Source organism: Polymorphobacter megasporae (assembly GCF_018982885.2).
In the GTDB taxonomy this organism is placed as follows: Bacteria; Pseudomonadota; Alphaproteobacteria; order Sphingomonadales; family Sphingomonadaceae; genus Polymorphobacter_B; species Polymorphobacter_B megasporae.
This window is the reverse complement of record NZ_CP081848.1, coordinates 525617-546952: the sequence shown is the minus strand read 5'-3', so window position 1 is coordinate 546952 and position 21336 is coordinate 525617. Positions and strand designations below refer to the sequence as shown.

The window sequence follows — 21336 nt, the reverse complement described above, 5'->3', positions numbered from 1 at the left end:
GCGACGAGCCGCACGGCATTCTGGCTCCGCCCGATGCCGTGGTCTTGCCACCGACGGTCAGCCGCTTGACCAGATTGCCCTTCGGCGAGCTTACATGGGAGAATTTCGAACGTCTGTGCCACAGGCTCGCGCAGAGCGATGCTGCGATAACGCACTGCGCGCGGTATGGTCTGCCGGGAGAGGCGCAACAGGGCATCGACATATTCGCTCGTCGCTTCGATGGCCGATACGAGTGCTGGCAGGCGAAACGGCATCGGCGGTTCGGGGTGACAGAGCTTCGGGAGTCGGTTGAGGCGTTCGAGCGGGGGGCTTGGGCCAAGCCCGCGGTTCGATTCGTCTTGACGGTACAAGCTTCCCTGCGGTCGACCGCGCTACAGAAGGAGATTGAAGCCCTCGCGGAAAGGCTCGGCGACGCCGGGGTCGAGTTCGTCGCGCTCGACGGAGAGGCGCTGACGGCATGCCTTAGGGCCCGGCCGGAACTTATCGACGATTTCTTCGGTCGGGCGTGGGTCGAAGCCCTCCTCGGTCGCGAGGCGGCGTTGCAGCTGGGGTCGAGATTGGATGGAGCGGCGCTTGCGCGGGTGCGTGCTCAGATCGCGCGGGTCTATGCCGAACATTTCCAGTACATCGATCCTGGCAGCTTCGGTTCGATCGACGACGACCGGGGAACACGCGCTCTGACGATACTGGAGCGTTTCCTGGCACCCGATCTCCTGGTCCGCGAGGATGGTTCGATCGACGCCGGTCATCGGGATCGGCTGCGTGACCAAGGGGAACGAACCGGCAGTGGCGAGGAGGAGAGGGTAAGACCTGGCGCCACCACCCGGACGCGCCGCACGAAAATGCGAGATTGGATGACGACCGGTGACCGCTGGTCGTCATCGGCGACGCCGGCGCGGGCAAAAGCACACTACTGCGATCCATCGCTCTCGACCTGCTCCACGGTCAGAGCATCTTCCCGGGTATCGCCGACCGTTGGGGCCGGCTACTGCCGCTACACCTCTCGTTCGCCCGCTGGTCGAGGGAGGTTGCCGCACACGGCGCTGACGTCGGCCTGAAGAGCATCGTCCGTCGCTCGCTGCAGCCATTCCTAACAGCAGACCTGATCGATCTGCTCGATCGGGCGATCGACGAACGTCGGATCCTCTTGTTGGTCGACGGGCTCGACGAGTGGTCGAACGAGCAGGCCGCCCGGACGGCGTTGTCGATCTTGGTGACGACGGTTCAGACGCACGAGATCCCGACGATCGTCACCGGACGACCGCGGGGCATGGCGCCCATCGGCAACCTCCCATCGGATTGGCGACGCGCCGAGATCGCTCCTCTCTCGACCGTACAGCAGGCTTCGATTGCTGCCCGTTGGTTCGATAGATACGCAGCGCCCCTGCGTGAAGCGCCGCAGGCAGGGTCGCCGCACCAACCCGATCGCACGGCTCGGTTTATGGCCGAACTCGCGCGCGACCGCAGCCTAATAGCGTTGGCCGAGACGCCGCTCCTGCTGATCGGCCTCGTCACCCTGAGCCTACGCACTCAAATGTTGCCGCGCAGTAGAATCGAAGCTTACCGCCAGCTGGTGGCGCTTCTGCTGGAATCGCATCCCAACAGCCGGGCGACGGCGGCCGGGGACGTCGAGCCGCGTTTTCGTCAAATCGAAGACCCGGAACATCGGCGGGCGGCGATCGCGTATCTTGCCTTCTCGCTGCGAAGCGAAGGTGGTGACGCCGGCGTGCCCATCGCCCGCGCGCGGTCGCTGCTCAGCGGGTTCCTGCAGTCCGCCGCGGGCTTCGGGATGGAAGCAGCGAGAGCGGGCATTGGTGCAGCCGAAATACTTGCGGTGAATGCCGAGACGCGGGGAATGCTCGTCGAGAAGGCTCCCGGAGAAATCGGCTTCGCGCATGCGAGTTTCGAGGAATTCCTGAGCGCCGAGCATCTGGGGGGCTTTCCCTTCGATCGCATATGCCGATTCGTTGGCGACGAAGCGGGAAATCCGCGCTGGCGCAACGTGATCGTGAACCTACTCGGGATGATCCCGCGCAGGAACGAGGTCGACAGCCTCGTCGCCTCGATCGAGGAAGCCGAGGTAGGCCCACTCGGGACTGCCTATCGTAGCGGCCTTTTGGCCGAAATCGGCTTTCTCTCTGCCGGGCGTTCGCCTGGAACCGCCCAGCGGCTGGTGCAGGAAGCCATCAGGCTCGTCGAGATTGGGGACTGGATGCCTGCCCGTGAGGACGCCTTGCGGTCCGCGCTGAAGGGGTTCGGCGACCCGTCGCTCGGTGCCATGGTCGAAGAGCGTTTGCCGAGCTGGACTCCGTCGCGCGCCTCGAACCGCTCTGGCCTGATAATGGCGTTGGGAACGTGGCCGACCGCGAGCGACGTCGCCGATGCCGTGTGGAGGGCTCTGTACGACGAGGATCGCGCCACTCAGCGTGCCGCCGCTACGGCTTACGCCCGCCTTCACCCGGACGCCGTCGCTGCCGCCGATCGGCTTGTCGACGCGATGTCCATTGGTGCCCAGCCTTCGGTGGCTGCGACCATGCTCGAGAGCCTGCTTGCAGGCTGGCCGCAACATCCGCGCCTTGAAGCGCTGCTGGTCGAAGCCCGTCGCTCGACCTATCCGGCGCTCCGCATCATAGCGATTGGCGGCCTTGCGGCACGCGGTCAGACGACCACCGAAACGCGTGACGAGGTGTTGTCGCTCGACGGTACCTGGTCCGGGCTGGACTGGGCGGACACGCCGCATGTAACGGAGCTGCTTGTCAGATACTGGCCCGACGACGACGCCCTGATCGACGGCGCGTTGGCGAGAGTCGAACCGAGCCAAGCGTCGATCTGGGAATATACCTCAGCCCAGGTCTACTTGCTCAACTGTTCGGCTTCAAATCCGAAGGTGCGACGGTGGCTTCTGGGCGCGTTGACCGGCAAGGTGAAGTTCAGCACGATGGGAATGAATGGCTTCTGGGTGGGGGTAGGCCGGTTCGCCAAGCAGGATCCGCTTCTCCGCGAGGCGGCCGTCGCCTACTGGATGGAACCTAACAACCGCCTCATCGACCTCCGGGAGCTCAGCGGTCTCGTTGCAACGGTGCCCGATGAGCGGCTTCGCGACGTCCTCATCGAGATCGCGCGCGACGACACCAGCATCCAGAAGCATTGGGCTGTGAAGGCGCTGGTATCGGGTTGGGGCACCGATGACGCGGCAGTCGACGGACTTTTCAGCGAAATACGCAGTTGGCCCGACCGACGCCTCTTCAACCTCGGCGCGATGATGCCGATGATCGAGCCCGATCACGCCGCCTGTCGCCGGAGGTTGATCAGTCTCGGCCGGGACCCCGCCGTGCGCCGCGACCTGCTCGCGGTCGGATTCGAGGCATGCGGGTGCGACGGCACCGACGACGAGGCGGTCGCGATCCTGCTGGCTACCGAGCCGCGGGACTTGATCTCCTCGTTGCCCATCCTGTGCCGGAGCTTCAAGGTACACCCCGACGTTCTGGCGCTTGCGAGGGACCTGCTTCTCGCACGCGATCCGCCTTTCGAAACTCTGGCAGTCGACCTCTGGTTCGAGCCGGACATCCGCGGGTCGCTCCTGCGTGCGGCCACCCCGCTGCCGTTGGAGCTGAGAACGGTCATCGCGGAGACGGCGGTGACTGGCGGCGCCGGGACTGCCCTTGGTGCGATCGTTGAAGACTACGATGGCGAAAGCGATCCGGAGTTGATGACGCGCCTCTCCATCGCTCATCACCGTCGGTTGAGTGGCGAGGGGCGGAAGGATGAGGTCCTTCCCAAACTCCTGAACGATCTCCTCAGCTACGGCTTCCGCCTGGAACCGCGCCGTGCGGCGGCGCTCGCGGGGGCGACGATCATCGGCGAACTCGACCGCGTCGCAACCCTGCGCGAAAACGGGAAGCTCGCGAATCTGGTCGTCAGCTCGCCGATGCATCGGATCGCCGACGTCAAACGGCTGATGTGCGAGAACTGGCAACGGTTCCGCGACGTCTTCGGCGATACGCTCAAGGAGCGACTCTCGACCTTCAACGACTTCGGCATAGGAGATGTCCTGGCCGAAGGCGCCTCCCTTTCGGAGGCGGCGACGGCCGAGTTCATCGCCTCGGCGGAGGACGGATCGATGGCTGCTACGCCGACGGCGATCCGTATGCTCGCGCTACTCCAGCCACGAAGTCCACTCCTGTTGTCGTGTTGCCTCAGGATGCTCGATTCCCAACACTACAACAACCAGATTGCGATCACGGGCGAGATCGCGCTCGTTCTGGCCGATCAGTTCGACGGCGACGAATCGGTTGGCGAGCGGCTGGTCGAAGAGATGCGGACAAGGCAATCCGCGTCCTCCATCCTCACACTGGCAATCCATTCCCCGGGACATCCGGCACTTGACGAGTTCAAGCGCACGACGGACGACGGGCCTTACTTCGGTGAATGGGCTTTGGCCGTCCACTTGGCGGCTTCCATGGAGAACGCGGCCGGTTTCGTCAGTTTGGTTACGGATCTCGTTACCCGTCCATATCAGACGCAGTTCGACGCGCAGAAGATCACCAACATCGCCATCGAGGCGCGGCTCCGGCGCGATCCAGAGGTTGCTGCTTTGTTCCGCGGGATGATCAAGATTTCTTCGCACCCGAGCGTGTTGGCGAGCGTTCCAAGGTTCCTCGCCGCAGCCGGAATACTCGAAAAGGACGATCGGGCGAAGGTCGGTGACTTGCTGGCCACGATCGCCCGAGAGCAGATCCTTCCGCTTGCCGGATACGACGCGGTCGCGAACCGGATTCGCGCCGTCAGAACGTCACTCCTCGACGCGCTTCATTCCGGCGACTGACCGGCGGATCGATTACGGCGACGGTTCTCCTACGCTTTCCAAGATCGGCCGACGTTCAGTGTGGAAATGCATTCAGTTCCAAGCGGGTAGAGTAGCGAACTGCAGGGTTCAGGGCTCGTTGTGCGTCAGGTTGATCACACTCGCGATCATCTTCAGCCACGCGTCCTTTCGATCGGAAGGCCATACCGCACCTTCGTCCGGTACCAGATCGAGAGCTGCTCTTACGATAGGGATTTCCGCAAAGGATCTTTGAGATCCCGATGAAGGAGACTGCGTCACGGCGGCCTTGTCTAGCACGGCAATCCTTTTGCCGTCATCGTATTCGGGCGGAACCGGGGTTGCTGTCCGACCAAAATCGTCCGGCGCATGAGTCCCGATAACGACGGAATCGACTGCCTTGGTGGGCATGGTCAGCCGCTTCGTCGGGTCCGCGGCATAAGCGAGGGATCGACGGAGAACGTCGACGGCACGCTCGACGTCGGCGTCGGGCAAACCACCCTCAAGGAATCCACTCTTGAGATCGTCATCGGCGATCGCCCCGGGATCGCCTCCAAACCGGTCGAGGACCCAGGCGAACATGGGAACGGTTCTGATTGCCTCGAGAAGGTCGGTTTTCGCAGGTTTGACCACCGCGAGGCGACGACCCAGTTCGGTCGGAAGGAACCCATGACCCTTCTTGGCGAAAATCGCACCGAACTGTCGTGCGGAGATGACACGATTGTTGGCGCTTCCCGTGTTGGCCTTCAGCTTCATCTTCTCTGAGATCTCATCGCGCGTTAGGCTGCGCTCCGAGGCGACCAACACGCGCACCACGTCGACGATTCTCCCGACGGAAGTGCGGGGTATCGAGATGTCGAGATCGATGACCAAGTCGTCCTCCTCCTGTCCGCGGCGAAGCCGCCCCGGTTTTCACCGGAACGGCCCCGCACGATTGGAAACCCTACGGATCCTCGTCCAAGTCGGAACCGATCGAAAGATCGGATCTCTTTCGAAGCGAGATCATCCTGCGACGCGCAGTTGCGCCTCGAGGAGGATAGATCCGCAGATCGTGCCAGCCCAAGATGGACATGGCCTTCTCCGCGTTTGCAGCACCACTTTACATCGCAAGCCGCATGTGCGAATCGTCCCGGATACGCATATGTCCAGACTGATCGCGAAAGCGGAAGTCGAATCCGACGGGCGCTGGCTCATCGGGCTCGGATCTCACTCCCACAGGGTTGCGTCCCTGTGGGAGTGGGGCCGGGCAATTTTGTCGTTAATCCTATTTATCCCTGGCGTCCATAAGCGAATGCGCTCGCTGATCTTTTTTTTGGGAAAGGACGGTCAGGGTTATCACCTAATCTCGGCAAGGCTCGATTTCACTCGTACATGTCCGCCGTCAGTCCGACGGTTCGCATGGCCCCTTCCTTCGGCTCTCGGAGCCGGGACGCGGATCGGCGCTAATCCTTGATGCGAATGCTTGGTTCAGGGGGAGGTCATGACAGCGCCGGTCAGGCGTTAGTTAAGTCGCAGTCATGTTGGACATCCTTTTGCCGCCATCTGAGGACCTCCCGGACTGCAGAAAAGATAGGGTTACAGTTCGTCCTAACTTGCTTATCGTGTTATTGGAGACTGCTCTGGCGCAATTCCCGGATAGCGGTAGATGCCTGCATCCTCCTGCCACGAGCTCGTCGATTCCCATCATGGGCGATGCGCTAAAACCGAGATGCAGGCGAAATCCTTCTTGCCGTTTGTCGTTGATCGTCAGGAGCTCCTAATTCTCGAAATCGTTCCTCACACCGCTTGCGTCGAACCATATTATACACGATCTCTTTCACGGCCCTTCCCGTTCGATGCGCCTTACGTTAGGCCGAAAGCCCGACGATAGACTTCGACCGCTTCGAAATGTTTCATGATCGATCTTCGAACTACAGCGCCATTGATGGGGCAGCACGGGGAGACGTGGCGGAGCATAGGTATCATCTGCGTCCGATGATCGGCACCGCTGCTACTCCTCGGGAAATGAGTTCGCAAAACGTCCATTTTGCCGCCCCCGTTCAGCCCAAAGGGCCTATGTCCAATTCAGAAATTGGACATAGGCATCATTCTGGTAGCTCTATGCCACACGTCCAAAAGTATTTTTGGACCAGCGGATAACCCCAGTCGGTCGTCGCATCGGTCGAGCGAGCTGCGTCGCTCGAAGTCTCAGTTTCGAAGATGCTCTCGGGTTGCTAAGAATTTCAACAGGCAACGATTGTCGTGGATAATCAGAGCTTCGGTAATGACGTATTCCGGGCGGGCCAGAAGCACGACATCGATCAACGAGTTTAAGCGAAGCCCGACGCATCCGGATACGACGATGTACGGTAGCCGCGCCAAATGAAGCGTGGCGACATCATCGTGGTGGGTCAGCCAGATGTCTTGGCCGAAGCGGCATTCGACCGATATCGTGTTTTCGACGCGACGGGCTAGCGCGATTGTTGCACCCGTGTCGGAGCAACTGCTGCGGGATGATGACCACCACCCAAGGTCGGAGGCTGCAAGTTCGTCGATGAATGTCGAGGTGGAGAGGCCACTATTGGCCAAGACATCATTTAGGATCGGCGATACGAGCATCGTCAACAACGCTTAGTTCGGAAAAGGTGTGCTGTCAGGCCGTAGCCTAGCAGCTCGTCCAAACAGACGGAATTGCAGAAAGACCGTGACCCTTTAACGGTGGGGTGGCGTATGGTGATCATTCGAGGCGCTTAAGGCTCGAAGTATGGCATAGCCGTTCGTCGACGTCGCTTTGGAGCTCGACGCCAATTCCAAGCGAAAAATTCGCCAATCGGGCTGCCTACTCGACGCTTGCGTATAGATGTACGCATATCTATATTTTGTTTATGACTCGTCGCGCGGTGATCGTTGAACATGTGGGTGACGTCAGCAACGTGCTGCGTTTTCCCGTCGGGAGCAGCGTGCTGCTCCCGAGTGTCCCGTGCGACCCATCCCGTTCGGTGGAGATCATTCGGACCGGGATCCCCGACGTGCCCGTCGTCGTCATTGTCGACGGCAAACCCCGCATCGATCTGTCCGATGCGATCTCCGAGTATGCCACCGAGAATTTCGACACGTTCGTTTCCTCGATGCGGGCCAGCTTCATGGCACTCCTTAAGGTTCCCGGTTTCTTCCTTCCCTGCGGAAAACTCGTGATCACTGCGGGCGTCAGCAAGGCCAGGGCCTTCGCGGAAAGGCTGGTCAAGGACATGGACGGTTCTATCAAGAACCTGAAGGGGGGCCGACCGGGCAAGTCGATATTGCTTTCCGACGAATTCCACAGCATCGGCGAAAAGCTGTTCCGCGCCATGGCTGCCCTTATGACTATGCTCAGGCGAGGCGGAATCACGGACTGTCCCAACTGGACGGAACTCCAAGGCTCATCCGACCTGACGGAAGCCCAGCGCGCGCTGATCAGTGCCCAATCGCACCAGAATAACCCAGCGATCAAACCTTACATGCGTCGCGACACCTTACGCTACTACCGTTTTCCGGCGCGGCTGTGGATTCCCGCGCGCACGCAGGATGTAAGGTGGGCGAGCGAGGTCATGAAAGCGTTGAAGGACGCGCCGCTGGCTGTCTTCCTCCACGTGCTTATCCAGGCGACGTCCGGCTGCCGTCCAGGCGAACCCCAATGGATCACCTTCTGGGACCTATTGAAGGGGGAGGAATTCGGCGGCGTCCTTTTGCGGAACAAGCATCAGGGCACCATCGCAGCGAAGAAGGGTGCGCTCGGACCTGCTCTGCTCGAGATGTGCTCCAAGTATGTGGATACCGTCAGACTCGGGTTGGAACCTGGGCGTGACATGGCGTATTTCCGCCGCTTGGCAAGCTTGGCTACCCGCGGATCAACCAGCACCAAAGATAGAAGGGCTGCGATCGTCGAGTTGAAATCGACACCGATCCTGCTCAATCAGAATGGCGACCGCCTACGCTACAAGTCAGTCTGGCGGGAATGCCGCAAGCTGTTCGGCGACATACCGGCGACATTGCACTGGCTTCGCCACGAGTTCGTCTTCAACCGGCTACGCGAGATCGAGAAGATACCCGATCAACGGCTGCAGAACCTTCATCGTCGGCACCTCGTCCTCTATATGGGTTGGCGCTCCGAAGAGCAGATGCTCGCCTGCTACGACGCCTATCACCGTCAGCGCATGATCCTCGAAACCACGCTGGCGCACATTGCGACCGTCGACTTCGGCATCAGCCGGATCCTGAGCAATGACGACGCCGATAGACCCGCTATTTCTCCCACGCCCCGCACCGCCGGCGCGCACTCACCCTCGCTCGAGGCGTTCCTGCTGGAGGCTGCCTAATGTCCGTCATGAACTTCTCATCGCAATTCCCACCGACCGGCAGCAAGGTGTCGACGCCAAGCACGGATCTAGCCGAGTTCGAAGCTTGGGAACGCCTACTCCCGTTCGATAGCTACGACTCGTTCGCGCAGTGGGAAGACCGCCGTTTGGCGGATGACCTCGCGGATAAAGAGGAAAGCGACTTTTTCATCGAGCAGGTCCGCACCTTCTTGGCGCCGTCTCATCTCGATCTGCTCGAGATCAACGGGATCCTGCCCCGCCTTTCAATCAAGAAAAGGACATCGATCCACAAACGGGCAACTGCAATGAGCGGAACCAGAAAGCGGATGCCCCGGGTCAAGCCGGATGGCGGAGGGGCGTATGATGCCGAAAGAGCCAGGAAACTTCTTCCGTCCACGATCGCGAGCCTTCCCGGTACCGTGATTTGCGCAGTCGTCGGCGAGGACGTAGGCAGGTTCGACGCCCGCATCGGTGCGCGCCTAGAGCTGTTCACACTCCCCGCGATCGGAGTCTTCGCGAACATCGCGCTCGCCGTGCACGCCACGCTCTATTATTCCTCCAATCTCGCGCACGTAATCTCGGATTTCGAACGGTACGAGGACCTCTTCCTCGCAACCGGCGAGGATCCGCGCGATCCCATTGCCGTCTCGAGGGTCCTCAAGGCGTACGCGATCGATCGATCGTTGTTTCCAGAAGACGGCCGCGCAGTCGTCCGAAGCGTGATACAACGCGTGTTCTCCTCCACCGCGCAGGTGGCGGACTTCTTCGCCGGCAATGCGCAACTGTCACAGGCGATCGCCGATTTCAGCTTGACGATGCCCTCGGATGCAGAGGAGTTCGGATCCGCGTTCCGGGCCCTTCTCAAGCAGGCTAGGAAGGACACCTACGTTATTAGGAAGGCGTCGTCAGACCCGCTTTCAGATGATTTCGATGCGCGGCTCGCCGCAGTCCGGATTCGGTGCGGTCAGGCCACGCGGATGGCTCGGATGTGCCGCCGCGCCAAGGCGCTCATACTTGCGAGACCGCTTGCCGAGCGAGACGTGTCCGGATCGTTTCCCCGCGACGCTCCCCTCGGGTTTTCGTACGTCGAGCGCGTCGTGCGGCCGGACGGTCGTCGGATCGCGGCGACGCAGCGCATCTACATGCGCGCCTACCGTCTTTCCCACTTCGACGCATCCAAGTCCGACGACGAGATCGTCTTCGAATATGTCTTGACTGAAGCCAATGGAGTCTCACGCCACGCTCCCTGGTTTGTCGAGATGTTCGCCGAGGGTCTCCTGCTCAACCCAGGTCGGCTGGCCACGGCTGTCCGGGAACAGCGGAGAAAGTTCATAATCGAAAACGCTTTTCCCAGATGCGTCAACAAGCCGGCTTTCGTCAGCTTCTGCGGCACCACCAAAAACATCGCGACCGATGCCCTGGTCGAACACGGCATCGTGCTGATTCCGATCGAGGGCTTCGCCCTTGCCGTCGCCTTCGCCCACCTCGTCATGCGGGTCATGGCGATGACCCTCTGCCGGATCGGCGAAACGCAGCAGATGATCTACGACCGTCAAGGTTGGACCACCATCCGGCACGCCGACCGGGATTACGCAGCGTTCTTCGCCATCCCCAAGGGCTGGACGGAAAGATCGGCCTACGCGTTGGACGACAGGACGATGAAATTCCTGAGGATGTTCGCTCGTTACACCAGGATGTCGACGCCGGGCGGGCAGCTGCTTGAAAGTGAACCTTGCCAAGCTCTCGAATTGAAGACGACCCGATCCCGTTTCGTGTTCGCCAACGACGGCATCCAGCCGCCGGCAGACGGCGTCAACTTCCTGCTCGCCTGCCTGCTCTGTGGCTTCGGCATTCAGAGGTCGCATGACATACGGCACGCCGCCTCGAACCGGATGCGTGTCGAGGATCACCCGGTGAGGGTCATCGCTTACGTAATGCGCCATAAAGGCGAAAAGTGCGACTTGGCGGATGCCTATTCGCGATTAACCGAGATGCAATGCGAACGCGGCGTGCTCGATTTTATCGCGGAACAGATTCTCAAGGAAGACCTCGGTACGAGTTCCCTGAGGCTCCTGCCGGCTGCATGATGCCCGTATTATTCCGCCCCGCGCAACACGTCGGATCCCTGCCGATCCATGGCTTGCTGTCGTTCCCGAACCGGGACGTGAATCGGAGGCGTGATTGATGGGCCGGATTCCGAGTGGTAGACTGCGGCCCGACCGCGATACCGTTGCAGCCCGCCGACGACTGCTGCTCGTCACGACGCTGGCCAAGCTGATCCATCTCCCGCGGGCGAAGCGGACCGCAGGCGCCATCCGCGAGCTCTCGGCGGAGCTTGCGGTCGGCATCGGCCTGCGCAAGGGTCTTAGCGCTAAGAACTTCCAACGGGATGACGCCCTTAACGCCATCTACCAGCGCGCAAGGTTCGGGCCCCGCATCATCCGGGAGCGCGACAATCGAACCGCCGTCGTCGCCGCGTCGGAAGCGGCGGCGTCCAGGGCGGTGTCCGCTCGCGAAAGGGAGCTGGAGGCCATCCTCAAGGCGACGAAGGCCGAGCTGCGCGACGCGCGGATCATGAACGTCGTCGAGTGCGTCCGCGAGTTCAGACGGCAGATCGGTCGCTGAATGCGTCCCGCTCCGCGTTCACTCTATCAACGCGCATGTTATCAGCCGAAGGTTCGATAGCCGTTGTCACGGATTACCTGTCGCGTGAATTTAGTGTCAGAAAATGAAATTATAGTCTGACAGAAATTACCGGTTAGATAGATTGGAACTACGCTGTCTGATCCCGCGATGTCTGCAACAGAAGGTATGCAATGCCGATTGGGTTGGTCGGACTGGTGCTGGCCCAGGTAGCGGCTGGCTGGCCGTGGGTTGGCGATGCCCAGCTTCAAAGCCATCCGCTAAGGCTTGGGGCGCCGACGGAGGTCGTCGGCCGCTTGAACGGCTCGCCCGCGAGGGTTCGCTTCACCTCCGGCGAAGTCGCTGACTGCGCAAACGCTAATTGGCTATATGGTGGGGTGCCGGACCGCGCTGGCCGTTGCACGCGCATTGCCGACCTCGACATTTCGGTCGGCGGCCGGCCGCTAGATCTGTCAGAGGGTTACAGTGACCTCGCCGGAGTCGACAGCATCGTTGTTCGCTTCACGCCAGCGCGGATCATCATCTATCTGCGCGGCCCAGATGGACCTGACTACTACGGTGCAACGCTTGAATTCGACCGGCACGATATTGTCCGCCGACGGCTCGACCTTGCCGACGGTGGCACGGCAGTTACAACCTACACGGCAGGGCGGCGAGGCCTCTAACAAAGGGAGTGACGATGGGACTCCGCCTAGCGGCAAGCAAGGAGGACCGGCGGCACCGGTGGCTATGCGGGATAAGCCAAAGACGACTGTGCTCGAGGTCACGCGGTCTGAGAGCGGCGCAGCTACGCTCGGTGCCGGCGTCGTTCATGGAAGTTTGAAGCGCCTGAACAACAACATTCCATGATCCCGCACCGCGGGTGCCACCACTTCGTCATCATCGAACATAGGCTGCGCATGTACTTCGACGGGAAGCATCGCCTGCAACTCGTTGCGCCAGGACGGCAGGAGGAAGATGGCGTTCCCGAGGGTCTCGCCCTCGTCCTGGCCGTCGATAACGAACGCAAGGTCGAGGTCGCTGTCAGGCCGGTAGCCACCCTTTACCCGCGAGCCGAAGGCATAGACCTCGATCACCAGAGGCTGCCGTCCGGCCCATTCCCGGATCGCATTCGTCCAGTGCTGCTGCACACCCGCGACCTCCATCTTTTATGCCTTCACAGCCGCTTTTCCATCGCTGGTGCCATCTTTAACGCGACGCACATCGTCGAAGACCGCTGGACCGTCATCTAACCCCTCCCGACAGTGACCTTTTGAGCCTCAACATCCCGACGCCTGCTGTCTGACCTCGCAACTAACAGCGTCAGCAATGACTTACCACCGAATGCCGTTCTGCTGCCGGAGCAGGACGCAAAAGCCGCCGTCCATCGAGGAGAATAAACGGCAGATTAGGATCGCGTCACACCGGTTCTAACACCGGAAGATGGAACTGCCAATCGACCTGCGTAAGCGCATAAGAGGCGCTCACACTGTTTCTAACGATCGGGCGGCATCGCTATAGTACAGTTGTCCCGTTCGAAATCAGCGAGTCATTTAAGGGAAAAAGACTTAGTTGCTCATCAACTCGATGATTTGGTCGAGATCGCTATCGATGGCGCGCGAACAGTGCCATAGCGATCGCAACGATGGTAAGGACGACCGAGTTCCGTGCGCCCAGACGTGGGAGGGGCGGAGGAAGCCTTTCAAGGTGGGCGAGGAAATCCTCCCCATATCCTCGCTCCCGTATGGCAATTCGGTATAGCTTTGGGTTCTCCCGGCAGGTCTTTCCAATCTGTTGAACGGCAGTCTCTGCCGCCCTGTCCGCCCACGATCCTGTCCCATGAGCTATCCATAGCTGGTAGATCAACGTCATCTTGTGAAATATTATGTGGAGCTCCTTTAGCTCCTGATTGTTCAATCCCTCGAAGTCATTGTCACGAATAGCGTCCCTTGTAATCGATCCACTTGCGACCTTTAGATTGTAGATCTGGAACTGACCAAAGACCTCACGAGTGGTCGTGGCTTGGCTCTGCTTATCATCCTGCTCTGTACGAGCGTTCTCCTGTTGCCTGGCGGCGTAAGCGAGAACGATCGGAATGGCTACCACCGCTATAGCAGCAACGGTTGTCGAAATCGCCTCAAGGATGACCCACTTGTCTCCCTTAACCGACATACCACAAGAGCGAAAAATTAGAAAAATGGTGACTGAAAGAACACGATAAAAATGATAGTCGCAAACAAGATAAGTAATGAAGGAAAAATGGAACGCCTCATTCTTTGCCCCCGGCAGCTACCGCAGCTCCTTGACGAGTTTGTCAGACGGCGCATCGGCTGTCTAGAGAAGTGCAGCGCGCCTAAACCGCCGTGGCGTCTGCTAGTGCGACGCTCGGTCGATCTTCGAAAAGATCGTCAAAGCGGCTCATCGGCTCGCCGACATCTTGTTGCTTGACCTCAGGTATGCCGGTAGGCCCTCGCTGAGTATCGCCAGGCGGTGGTCAGCGAGGCAAGAAAATCGGTTATCGACCTGAAAGGACGGCCGCTCCAGTACGCAGCGTCGCCTCGTGTGTCAGACCGCGCAGGCGCTGGGCGAGGCCCAAATTAACTATTTAACCCACCGGCGGCCGAAGCGTGTAGGTCCGATCAGGCCATAATAATTCAACCGCGCGATACCGAACAGCGCGCCTCGAAGCGCCCGATGGCAGGTCCTCGAAGGAGCAGCCATTGCGCGCAGTACCGTGACTGGCCTTCCTCACGTATTCGCCCCACATCAATAGCCTCGTTCGTCGCCTGAATACAACCCTCGACGGACGGACAAGCATTTCTGCATAGCGATAGGCGCTTACTATGCGGCTGCAACTATTTAGAAGAGTATTGCGCAAAATAGGAGTTAGACTTTCACGACTTTCGCTAGCAGCGAGTACATGCTGAACACTCTTGCCGTTATGCCCGAGCAGATTGCAGATGAGACGAATCTGTAAATTGATCGTTCTGATCCCGATCTCAGTTATTTAGGATTAATCGATGAGACTTGGTATAATCAGGTAACGTTCGGTCGAGCGCCGCCTGGTTAATCGGGCTTTACGATAAGCAAAAAAGCACGCAAGCCGGGTTGTCTTTCACGTGATCTTAGCTTCTCTACTAAAATATAAGGTATTCAACGCATTGGGAATCCATGTGTCTATCCTCGAAACTAGGCTTCCCGACGACACCTATATCGATCTGGTGCGGAGCCTGTTTCTGACGTTTGTACCGACGATCATCATGGCGATCTCGTTTCTGACAATCGGCGCGCTCGTCGCTTCTCAGAGTCGTGACATGTTCGTCGCGTCGCTGGTGGCGCTTGGCAGCCTCGCCGCCTTGGGCCGGATCACGGTGCTTCTGCGCTACCGCCGTCGGGTGGCTGACGCGTGTCTCACGATCGAGATTGCTCGGTCACTCGAGCGTCGCTTCGGAGTCGTTTACCTGATATTTGCGGCCGTGTTTGGAGCATTCTGCGCGACAGCGCTGCTCGCAGGCGCGGTCTCATCAAACGCTAGCATCATCGGCCTCTTGTTCGGCTATGGTGCCGGCGTCGCTGCGGGTGTCTCGCTGCGCCCGTGGATCAGTATTCCCAGCCTGCTTCTTGCCACCGTGCCGCCCACCCTCGTTTTATGGTCGATGCCGGATCACATGCATCTGGCCCTCGGGTCGCTGACCGCGCTCTTTGTCGCAGGCGCAATCCAAACAATGTCCGAGCGATTTCGGAAAACGGCTAGTGATATCACCATGCGTCGCTCGTTCTCGCTGCTGGCACGCCGCGATCATCTGACTGGTCTGTCCAACCGGCTTTCGCTCCGCGAGCGCTACGAGGAGTTCGCGCAAGCGGCGGGCGCAGCAGACATCATTGCCGTTCATTGTCTCGATCTCGACCGTTTCAAACCTGTGAACGATCGCTACGGCCATCCGGTCGGCGACGCTCTGTTGACGGCCGTCGCCGAGCGCTTGCTCGGCACCATTCGCGAGTGTGATTTTGCGGCGCGCATCGGCGGCGACGAATTCGTCATCGTGCAAACCGAGGCCAAAAGCGCCGACGAGGTCAGAGCCTTGGCGACCCGCATTGTGGCCGCGATCGCCGAACCTTTTTTTATCGCGGGCCATACCATTCGAATCGCCACGAGCGTTGGCTTTGTCCTTTCGTCGACGCATGGGTCTGATCTCACCCGGCTCGTCGCCGGCGCTGACCAGGCGCTTTGCGCAGTCAAGGCACGGGGCGGCGGGATCGAGCAGTGCGTTGAGATCTCGGATGACAGGATCCTCGACGCCGAGGTGAGGATAGCGGCGTGACACGCACGCTTGAAAACGGTGCGTCAAACGTGCAGGTCTGGCAAACGGGCGAGATTTGACCTTTTTCGGGCTACGTCGCTTGTTGAACGATCGTCCGCATTCCCCGTATGGGTTTCAAAACCTGTCGATTTGCCAGCGACCCCAATCAGGCCGAAATGATGATCTGAATAAAAGGCTGCTTGCCGGCAGGAGCCGGGTACGGTGGGATATCGGCATTTGGGTCTTTGCTACCGATCTAAGATGACCAACGACTTATGCGGTGACAGCGCTGATGACGGTGTGTGAGTCAGTTCTCAGCAGCCGTCTCGTTTTTCCGCCAGATGTTTTCAGCGAGCAGGGTCGCGAACGCGACACACGTCACGAGAGGAATGCCAAGCGTGGCCGCGACGCCATCGGTCTGCTTGGCCGCGACGACATAGCCGATGGCACTGGCTCCCAGACCCGCGGAGACGATCGCTCCCCACCCGGGCGCCCGCTGACCGAAGAACACTTTACTCGACCCGCCAATGACGACCTGATTTCATACTCGCAGAGCCAACGCATTCGTCCGCTCGGGAGACGGTTCGGAACGCAGGCGGCACAGCCGCCGTACGTAACGGCCTCCTCGATTGCAGTCCGGGCAAGGGGCTGACCCGGCGTAGATGGGTGAAGTCCGGTTTCTCGACACGATTGTGCCTGCATCAAGTTCGCGAATGCCCGGATCCTAGGCTTTTAAGCTGACCGACCAGAAGGTGGCGAAGACCACGCCAGAACAAGGCCAGCTGCTCATTGCGGTGGCGGTCAGCTCGCTTGTGATTTCGATGTCATGGCGATCTCGCTAGCACCCACGACAATTTGTGGCGCCTCCCGGTCCCGCACAGCCGACGGTCACGGCGACGATTTTTCTGGGCGCCGTCCGTGGCCCCGCGACGCCGCTGACATGACAATGATCAACTTACGCTCCCGAGCACAGCTCGGGCGGGCAGGGCCGCGCGGAATCCTGACGCAAACCTTTAAGTTATTACCGCTATGGAACCCTTGCGGAGCGCGCGCTCCTTCCTCGGCGGAAGGTGCGGGGTCGAGGGCTCGATCAGGGGCTTGCGACCAAGGCCGATCTTTAGGGCCAGAGCCCGACGCTGCTCCGCATAGTTCGGCGCAACCATAGGATAGTCGGCGGGCAACCGCCATTTCGCCCGATACGCATCGGGCGTCATCCCAAAATCATTAAGCAAATGGCGCTTAAGCATTTTGAGCTTTTTGCCGTCCTCAAGACAAATGATGAAGTCAGGCTTGATCGATCTCCTGATCGATACCGCCGGTTCCTGAGCCGTCACCTCGGTCGATTTTCGCTCTCCAGCACCGCTCAACGCTACATAGACATTTTTTATAAGACCCGGCAGATCGCGCGTGGCAACGAGATGGTTAGACACGTACGACGCCACAATATTGGTAGTTAAGGAAAGTAACTTTGACACGGTTTTATCTCGATTCACAAACAAAGGGTTCATCGTCTTACGGATAAAAACCTGTCTAAGCTAACTAACAGAACAGCTCAAGGCCATTTATCAGAGTTGACCTTCAATGCTGAGCGAATGTCTCGTCAAACAGGGCAAGGACAGAGCGTTGCAAATATGTTGAGCCGCCGCGGCCGACCGTGGCGATTAAGAGCGTAAGTCGTTAAGGAAGCAAACGTCAGACAGTGGACAGGATTGCTCCAAGCAACGCGCGGTCCTATCCCTCATAATAGCAACTAACGCCTGATTTGATCGCGGAGGCTATGACTTACTTCACCGGCCGAAGGGCGGAGAAAGAGCCGGGTCTGATTCTGGATTTAGACCGTCGATTACGCGCGACGACCGATACGGATCAGTCCAAATCACTCCCTCCTACTTGGACGTTGCGACAAGGCAGAGTCCGCCGCCGTTCTCGAGTCCCAGCCAGTCCTTCCGTCCTTGTAGACAAGGTAAGCGGCCCTCTCGCTCTCGTGCTAGTATTTCGCCATCGCCCTTGCTCCAAGCATGACACTATACAGCGGTGCGGCTCATCAGCTCGTTCCCTACTTTATTGTTTCATGGTTTGGTGCGCGGCGTGGGGAAAAATCTCGCAAGCCGTCACGGTACAGCCGCGAACCAGACGCGGCTGCCCTAAAAGTTCCTAACCCGCTTTACGGTTCATTGCATATGGTCGGACCGCCGCGGAGCCGGAGAAGACTCCTTCGACAGTGTACGCCACATTACGGATTTGCCAGATCTTCTGCTGCCTTATCTTGTTAAATTGACGTCGCAAATTGCCCGGAGCCGTAAGTTGCAAACCGGCTCTCAACGCCGTTGAAGTCACCTAGGCGCGCCCTGGGCGGCACAAGCGCTCGACCGCCGGATAAAGTGTGCGTCTGATTCAGGCCTCCGGCTCGTCGTCCTCTTCCCCGTCGTCGAGTGCGACCCGCATTTCGGACATCAGGCGCTGCGCCCGCTCACGCCCAATTGAACCGGCGGCGTAGGCGCGGGCGGTCGCAGCCTTGACGGTCACCAGAAGCTCGGCTGCGGCATCGTCGCGATTAAGATCCGCGGTCCATCGGCCCCCAAGCACAGGTTCGGGAAGCGTCAATAGGGCGACGTCCCATGTGACGACGGCAGCGTAGGTCGTGGCAACGCGTTCGATCCGTCCCCCGAGTCCAAGAACGGCGACGTGGAACTCTCCATCCACGGCTGTACCGTCGTCAGCCAACGCGATCGCGGTAGAACGCGCCTCCGACGCCGTCGAGACGGTAAGCCAGCGGCAGAAGCCCGGCATCAGCGTTATGTCGTCACCTTCGCGCCATTCGATCCGGTAGATCACTGGTCCAGCGACGACACTGCTCATGCCGGTGATTCCGGTCGCCGGGGCGGGATCCGGCCCGAGAGACGCTTGGCCACCGCGACGTGAGGGTGCTCGGCGAACGGCACGAGATGCGGTGCCCTGACCTTGGGTCCAGCCAGATAACCGGACAGCGCCGTCCAGCCTGCGAGAAGCGGACCCGGTGAACGGTCGTCGCGCGACGCGGCATACAAGTGCAGCAGGAAGGTGGCAACGACGTCTACCTGACTTTTGGCGGACGCGTCGCCGACCACCCGTGCCGACGGCCCTCTCACGACCGCGGTCGACAAGCCGAAGCCTGCGCAGGCGTCGGCGAGACTCGGCCAACGTCCGACGCGATCGTCCGGATCTGGCAGCATAAGGTCGAGATGCCGCGGCGACTGCCGACCCGACCATCCGGGGAGAACCAATATGTCGAATAGCCAGTGACGTGCCGCACGACGCTCAATCGTCGGCAGGTCGTGAGCCTTCCCGTTGAAGGTAAGGAGACCTCCGCCCGCATCGTGCACCGGCGTTAACACCCGGTCCAGGCGCATCAGAAGATCGGCCTCATCCGAAGACGCGCTCTGCAGACTCGACAGTTCGAAGCCCCCGAAGGCGCCCGCCTCGTCGCGTTGAAACGTCAGCGTCGAAACCGCGACGATCGAATGTAGCGAGATCCGCTCGAAGGTGTCCCGCCTTGTTCGATCGGCGATCGCGATCGCCTCCTCGGCCAGAGCCGTCTCGATGTCGAGCACGCAGAACCGTCCCGACAGCGGAAAACCGGTCACGACGCACACCCGGCGCGTGGCTTCCATAACCGAAGCATAGGAGTGCGACCGATGACGACCGAAACGAAGCCGCATGGGCTGGCGATGACCGGCGGGGGAACGTTCGTACCCCCGCATCCCCTGTCGCCGCATGGCGCGAGGGCCTTGCTCGGCATGGCGGTTTCGATGCAGGGAAAGCATATGCTGCTCAATCTCTCCGCGACGGCCGCCGTGCTGATGAGGATGCACGGCATGCCGATCGAACACCGCGGCGCTATGCTCGCCCGGCTGCAGCACTTCCTGCGCTTGGGCTTTCCGTTCGTGCGCACCCGTCGCGCGTCGATCTCGATCGGGATCGAAGAGGCATTGAAACTGGCGTTCGCGTTCGAGCTCGCCGACGCCGGTTTCGCGCCGACGCGGGCCGTGCGGTTGCTACAGGGTGACTGGGTGCCGATCCGGTCGGCGATCGCCCAGGCTTGGTCGGAGATGTCGGACACCACGGCAGACGGCCCTTCGGGGACTGAACTGGAAATATTCCCGAACGCGCTTGCAGAGATCGCGAGCGCTGTTCTCGCCGCCGACGCCCCTCTCCACGAAGCAGGCGGGTTGGTCGTCCGCGACTCTGCCGGAGCCCCATCTCGCGTTCGAGCACCAGGTCCGGTGCTGCGGGTGGACGTCGGTCGGATGGCGGCTCGGCTCGGCGCCGCGGTGGTCATAGAGGGGTTGGCACCGGCGCAAGACGTCCAACGTGCATTCGAGGCTTTCGCCGACGACGTTCTCGGACCGGAGCGGATCTCCGGATCGCGAACGGATTGATCGGCGATTACGCAAGTAGGAGCGAGACCGGTTAAGATCGTCTGCGTCGCAACCGTTAAGGGTGTAGGGTTGAAGGGTACGGCGAATTCGGATTGCCGGGCGCTCACGAAAGCTGTCCGCGAAACATCATTTGATCCCTCTCGGCGCTCAACTGAACATGGATGGCGCGTACGCCGTCCGGATGATCGAGCATCACGCTCATCGGCGTCATCATGACCGACACAAGGGAGCCGGACGACAGGCCGGAATTAGGCCTGCGGATCCATTCCCGGATCTCGTCCTCGCAGCCGAGAAGCGCTCGGATGTCGTCGGCGATCGCTATGACGTGCCTCATCGTCCTCTCGCGGAGAACCGTCGAGGAGGAGGGGCCATGTGCAATCGAGTCCGCTATGGCGAAGAGTCTGGCGCGTTCGTCCGGTAGGATACCGAGGGCTTCGACGGACCATTCGAATGCTTCGAGCATCGCCGCATATTCGTCGGCGAAAGCGTGGCGTAGAAAGTGCGGATATTTGTCCATGCCACGCAAATGGCGAGTTTTCCAGTACTTACAAGTATCCCACTTGCCTTTTGTGGCTGTGTGTGACGATGGTTGTAGATCACGATCGTGTTGCCGAGCATGATGGGTGCCTTCGCTGATTTAGGTGAATGCGCCGTTCGAAGGGATGAAGTCGGCTATGCCGCCCAGTGGCTTGCGCGCAGACGCGTTCCAATGGGCGTTGCGCGAACGAAACAGTGCGACGGGGTCGACCCCCATGGATTGCCGGGTGGCGTCGAACGAAGTCGACATCCTCGTCGAGGCGACAGTCGCGAGCCGCGGTCTCCTCGATTCGACCGAACGG

16 protein-coding genes are annotated in these 21336 nt (G+C 60.3%); 7 read left to right on the top strand and 9 right to left on the bottom strand.

From position 1 onward, the window contains the following. Window positions 1–871 precede the first annotated feature (871 nt). Complete coding sequence (locus KTC28_RS02510) at window positions 872–4825, top strand: NACHT domain-containing protein (protein ID WP_216710451.1); 3954 nt, start codon at window positions 872–874, stop codon at window positions 4823–4825. A 108-nt stretch (window positions 4826–4933) separates the two neighbouring features. Here KTC28_RS02510 and KTC28_RS02505 read toward each other — a convergent pair whose 3' ends face one another. Together KTC28_RS02505 and KTC28_RS02500 are read right to left on the bottom strand one after the other, a co-directional pair. After that, window positions 4934–5695 carry a hypothetical protein gene (locus KTC28_RS02505; RefSeq protein ID WP_216710402.1) on the bottom strand — a complete coding sequence of 254 codons (762 nt, stop codon included), beginning with the start codon at window positions 5693–5695 and terminating at the stop codon, window positions 4934–4936. 1314 nt (window positions 5696–7009) lie between these two features. After that, window positions 7010–7420, bottom strand: coding sequence for a hypothetical protein (locus KTC28_RS02500; protein WP_216710403.1), 411 nt, complete (start codon window positions 7418–7420; stop codon window positions 7010–7012). Window positions 7421–7686: 266 nt separating this feature from the next. Here KTC28_RS02500 and KTC28_RS02495 point away from each other — a divergent pair, with 266 nt between their 5' ends. The 4 genes from KTC28_RS02495 to KTC28_RS02480 all read left to right on the top strand — a co-directional run bounded on the left by KTC28_RS02495 (window position 7687) and on the right by KTC28_RS02480 (window position 12464). After that, on the top strand, window positions 7687–9156 hold the full coding sequence (locus KTC28_RS02495) for a hypothetical protein (RefSeq protein WP_216710404.1): 1470 nt from the start codon (window positions 7687–7689) through the stop codon (window positions 9154–9156). After that, window positions 9156–11243, top strand: coding sequence for a hypothetical protein (locus KTC28_RS02490; protein ID WP_216710405.1), 2088 nt, complete (start codon window positions 9156–9158; stop codon window positions 11241–11243). Before KTC28_RS02495 ends, KTC28_RS02490 begins: the two co-directional genes overlap by 1 nt. Before the next feature lie 97 nt (window positions 11244–11340). Then, a complete protein-coding gene (locus tag KTC28_RS02485) occupies window positions 11341–11781 on the top strand; it encodes a hypothetical protein (protein WP_216710406.1) in 441 nt (146 codons plus the stop codon). A gap of 203 nt (window positions 11782–11984) precedes the next feature. Next, window positions 11985–12464: a hypothetical protein gene (locus KTC28_RS02480; protein WP_216710407.1), complete on the top strand. Its 480-nt coding sequence runs from the start codon at window positions 11985–11987 to the stop codon at window positions 12462–12464. A gap of 144 nt (window positions 12465–12608) precedes the next feature. Here KTC28_RS02480 and KTC28_RS02475 read toward each other — a convergent pair whose 3' ends face one another. Both KTC28_RS02475 and KTC28_RS02470 read right to left on the bottom strand, forming a co-directional pair. Then, on the bottom strand, window positions 12609–12944 hold the full coding sequence (locus tag KTC28_RS02475) for a nucleotidyltransferase domain-containing protein (protein ID WP_216710408.1): 336 nt from the start codon (window positions 12942–12944) through the stop codon (window positions 12609–12611). Window positions 12945–13383: 439 nt separating this feature from the next. Further along, complete coding sequence (locus KTC28_RS02470) at window positions 13384–13950, bottom strand: hypothetical protein (protein WP_216710409.1); 567 nt, start codon at window positions 13948–13950, stop codon at window positions 13384–13386. 1001 nt (window positions 13951–14951) lie between these two features. Here KTC28_RS02470 and KTC28_RS02465 point away from each other — a divergent pair. Beyond that, window positions 14952–16100: a GGDEF domain-containing protein gene (locus KTC28_RS02465; protein WP_216710410.1), complete on the top strand. Its 1149-nt coding sequence runs from the start codon at window positions 14952–14954 to the stop codon at window positions 16098–16100. Between the two features lie 286 nt (window positions 16101–16386). Here the strand turns inward: KTC28_RS02465 and KTC28_RS02460 are convergent, their stop codons facing one another. From KTC28_RS02460 to KTC28_RS02445, 4 genes are all read right to left on the bottom strand, one after another. Then, a complete protein-coding gene (locus KTC28_RS02460; protein WP_216710411.1) occupies window positions 16387–16590 on the bottom strand; it encodes a tryptophan-rich sensory protein in 204 nt (67 codons plus the stop codon). A 502-nt stretch (window positions 16591–17092) separates the two neighbouring features. Then, complete coding sequence (locus KTC28_RS02455; RefSeq protein WP_216710412.1) at window positions 17093–17587, bottom strand: Ros/MucR family transcriptional regulator; 495 nt, start codon at window positions 17585–17587, stop codon at window positions 17093–17095. 886 nt (window positions 17588–18473) lie between these two features. Further along, a complete protein-coding gene (locus KTC28_RS02450; RefSeq protein WP_216710413.1) occupies window positions 18474–18914 on the bottom strand; it encodes a hypothetical protein in 441 nt (146 codons plus the stop codon). Window positions 18915–18934: 20 nt separating this feature from the next. Continuing rightward, window positions 18935–19729 carry a 3'-5' exonuclease family protein gene (locus tag KTC28_RS02445; protein ID WP_216710414.1) on the bottom strand — a complete coding sequence of 265 codons (795 nt, stop codon included), beginning with the start codon at window positions 19727–19729 and terminating at the stop codon, window positions 18935–18937. A gap of 153 nt (window positions 19730–19882) precedes the next feature. On the opposite strand from KTC28_RS02445, the gene KTC28_RS02440 reads away from it, so the two are divergent. Continuing rightward, window positions 19883–20497 (top strand): hypothetical protein, encoded by a 615-nt coding sequence (locus KTC28_RS02440; RefSeq protein ID WP_223132278.1) that lies wholly within the window; start codon window positions 19883–19885, stop codon window positions 20495–20497. Between the two features lie 103 nt (window positions 20498–20600). Here the strand turns inward: KTC28_RS02440 and KTC28_RS02435 are convergent, their stop codons facing one another. Continuing rightward, window positions 20601–21014: a hypothetical protein gene (locus KTC28_RS02435; RefSeq protein ID WP_216710416.1), complete on the bottom strand. Its 414-nt coding sequence runs from the start codon at window positions 21012–21014 to the stop codon at window positions 20601–20603. Window positions 21015–21336 lie beyond the last annotated feature (322 nt).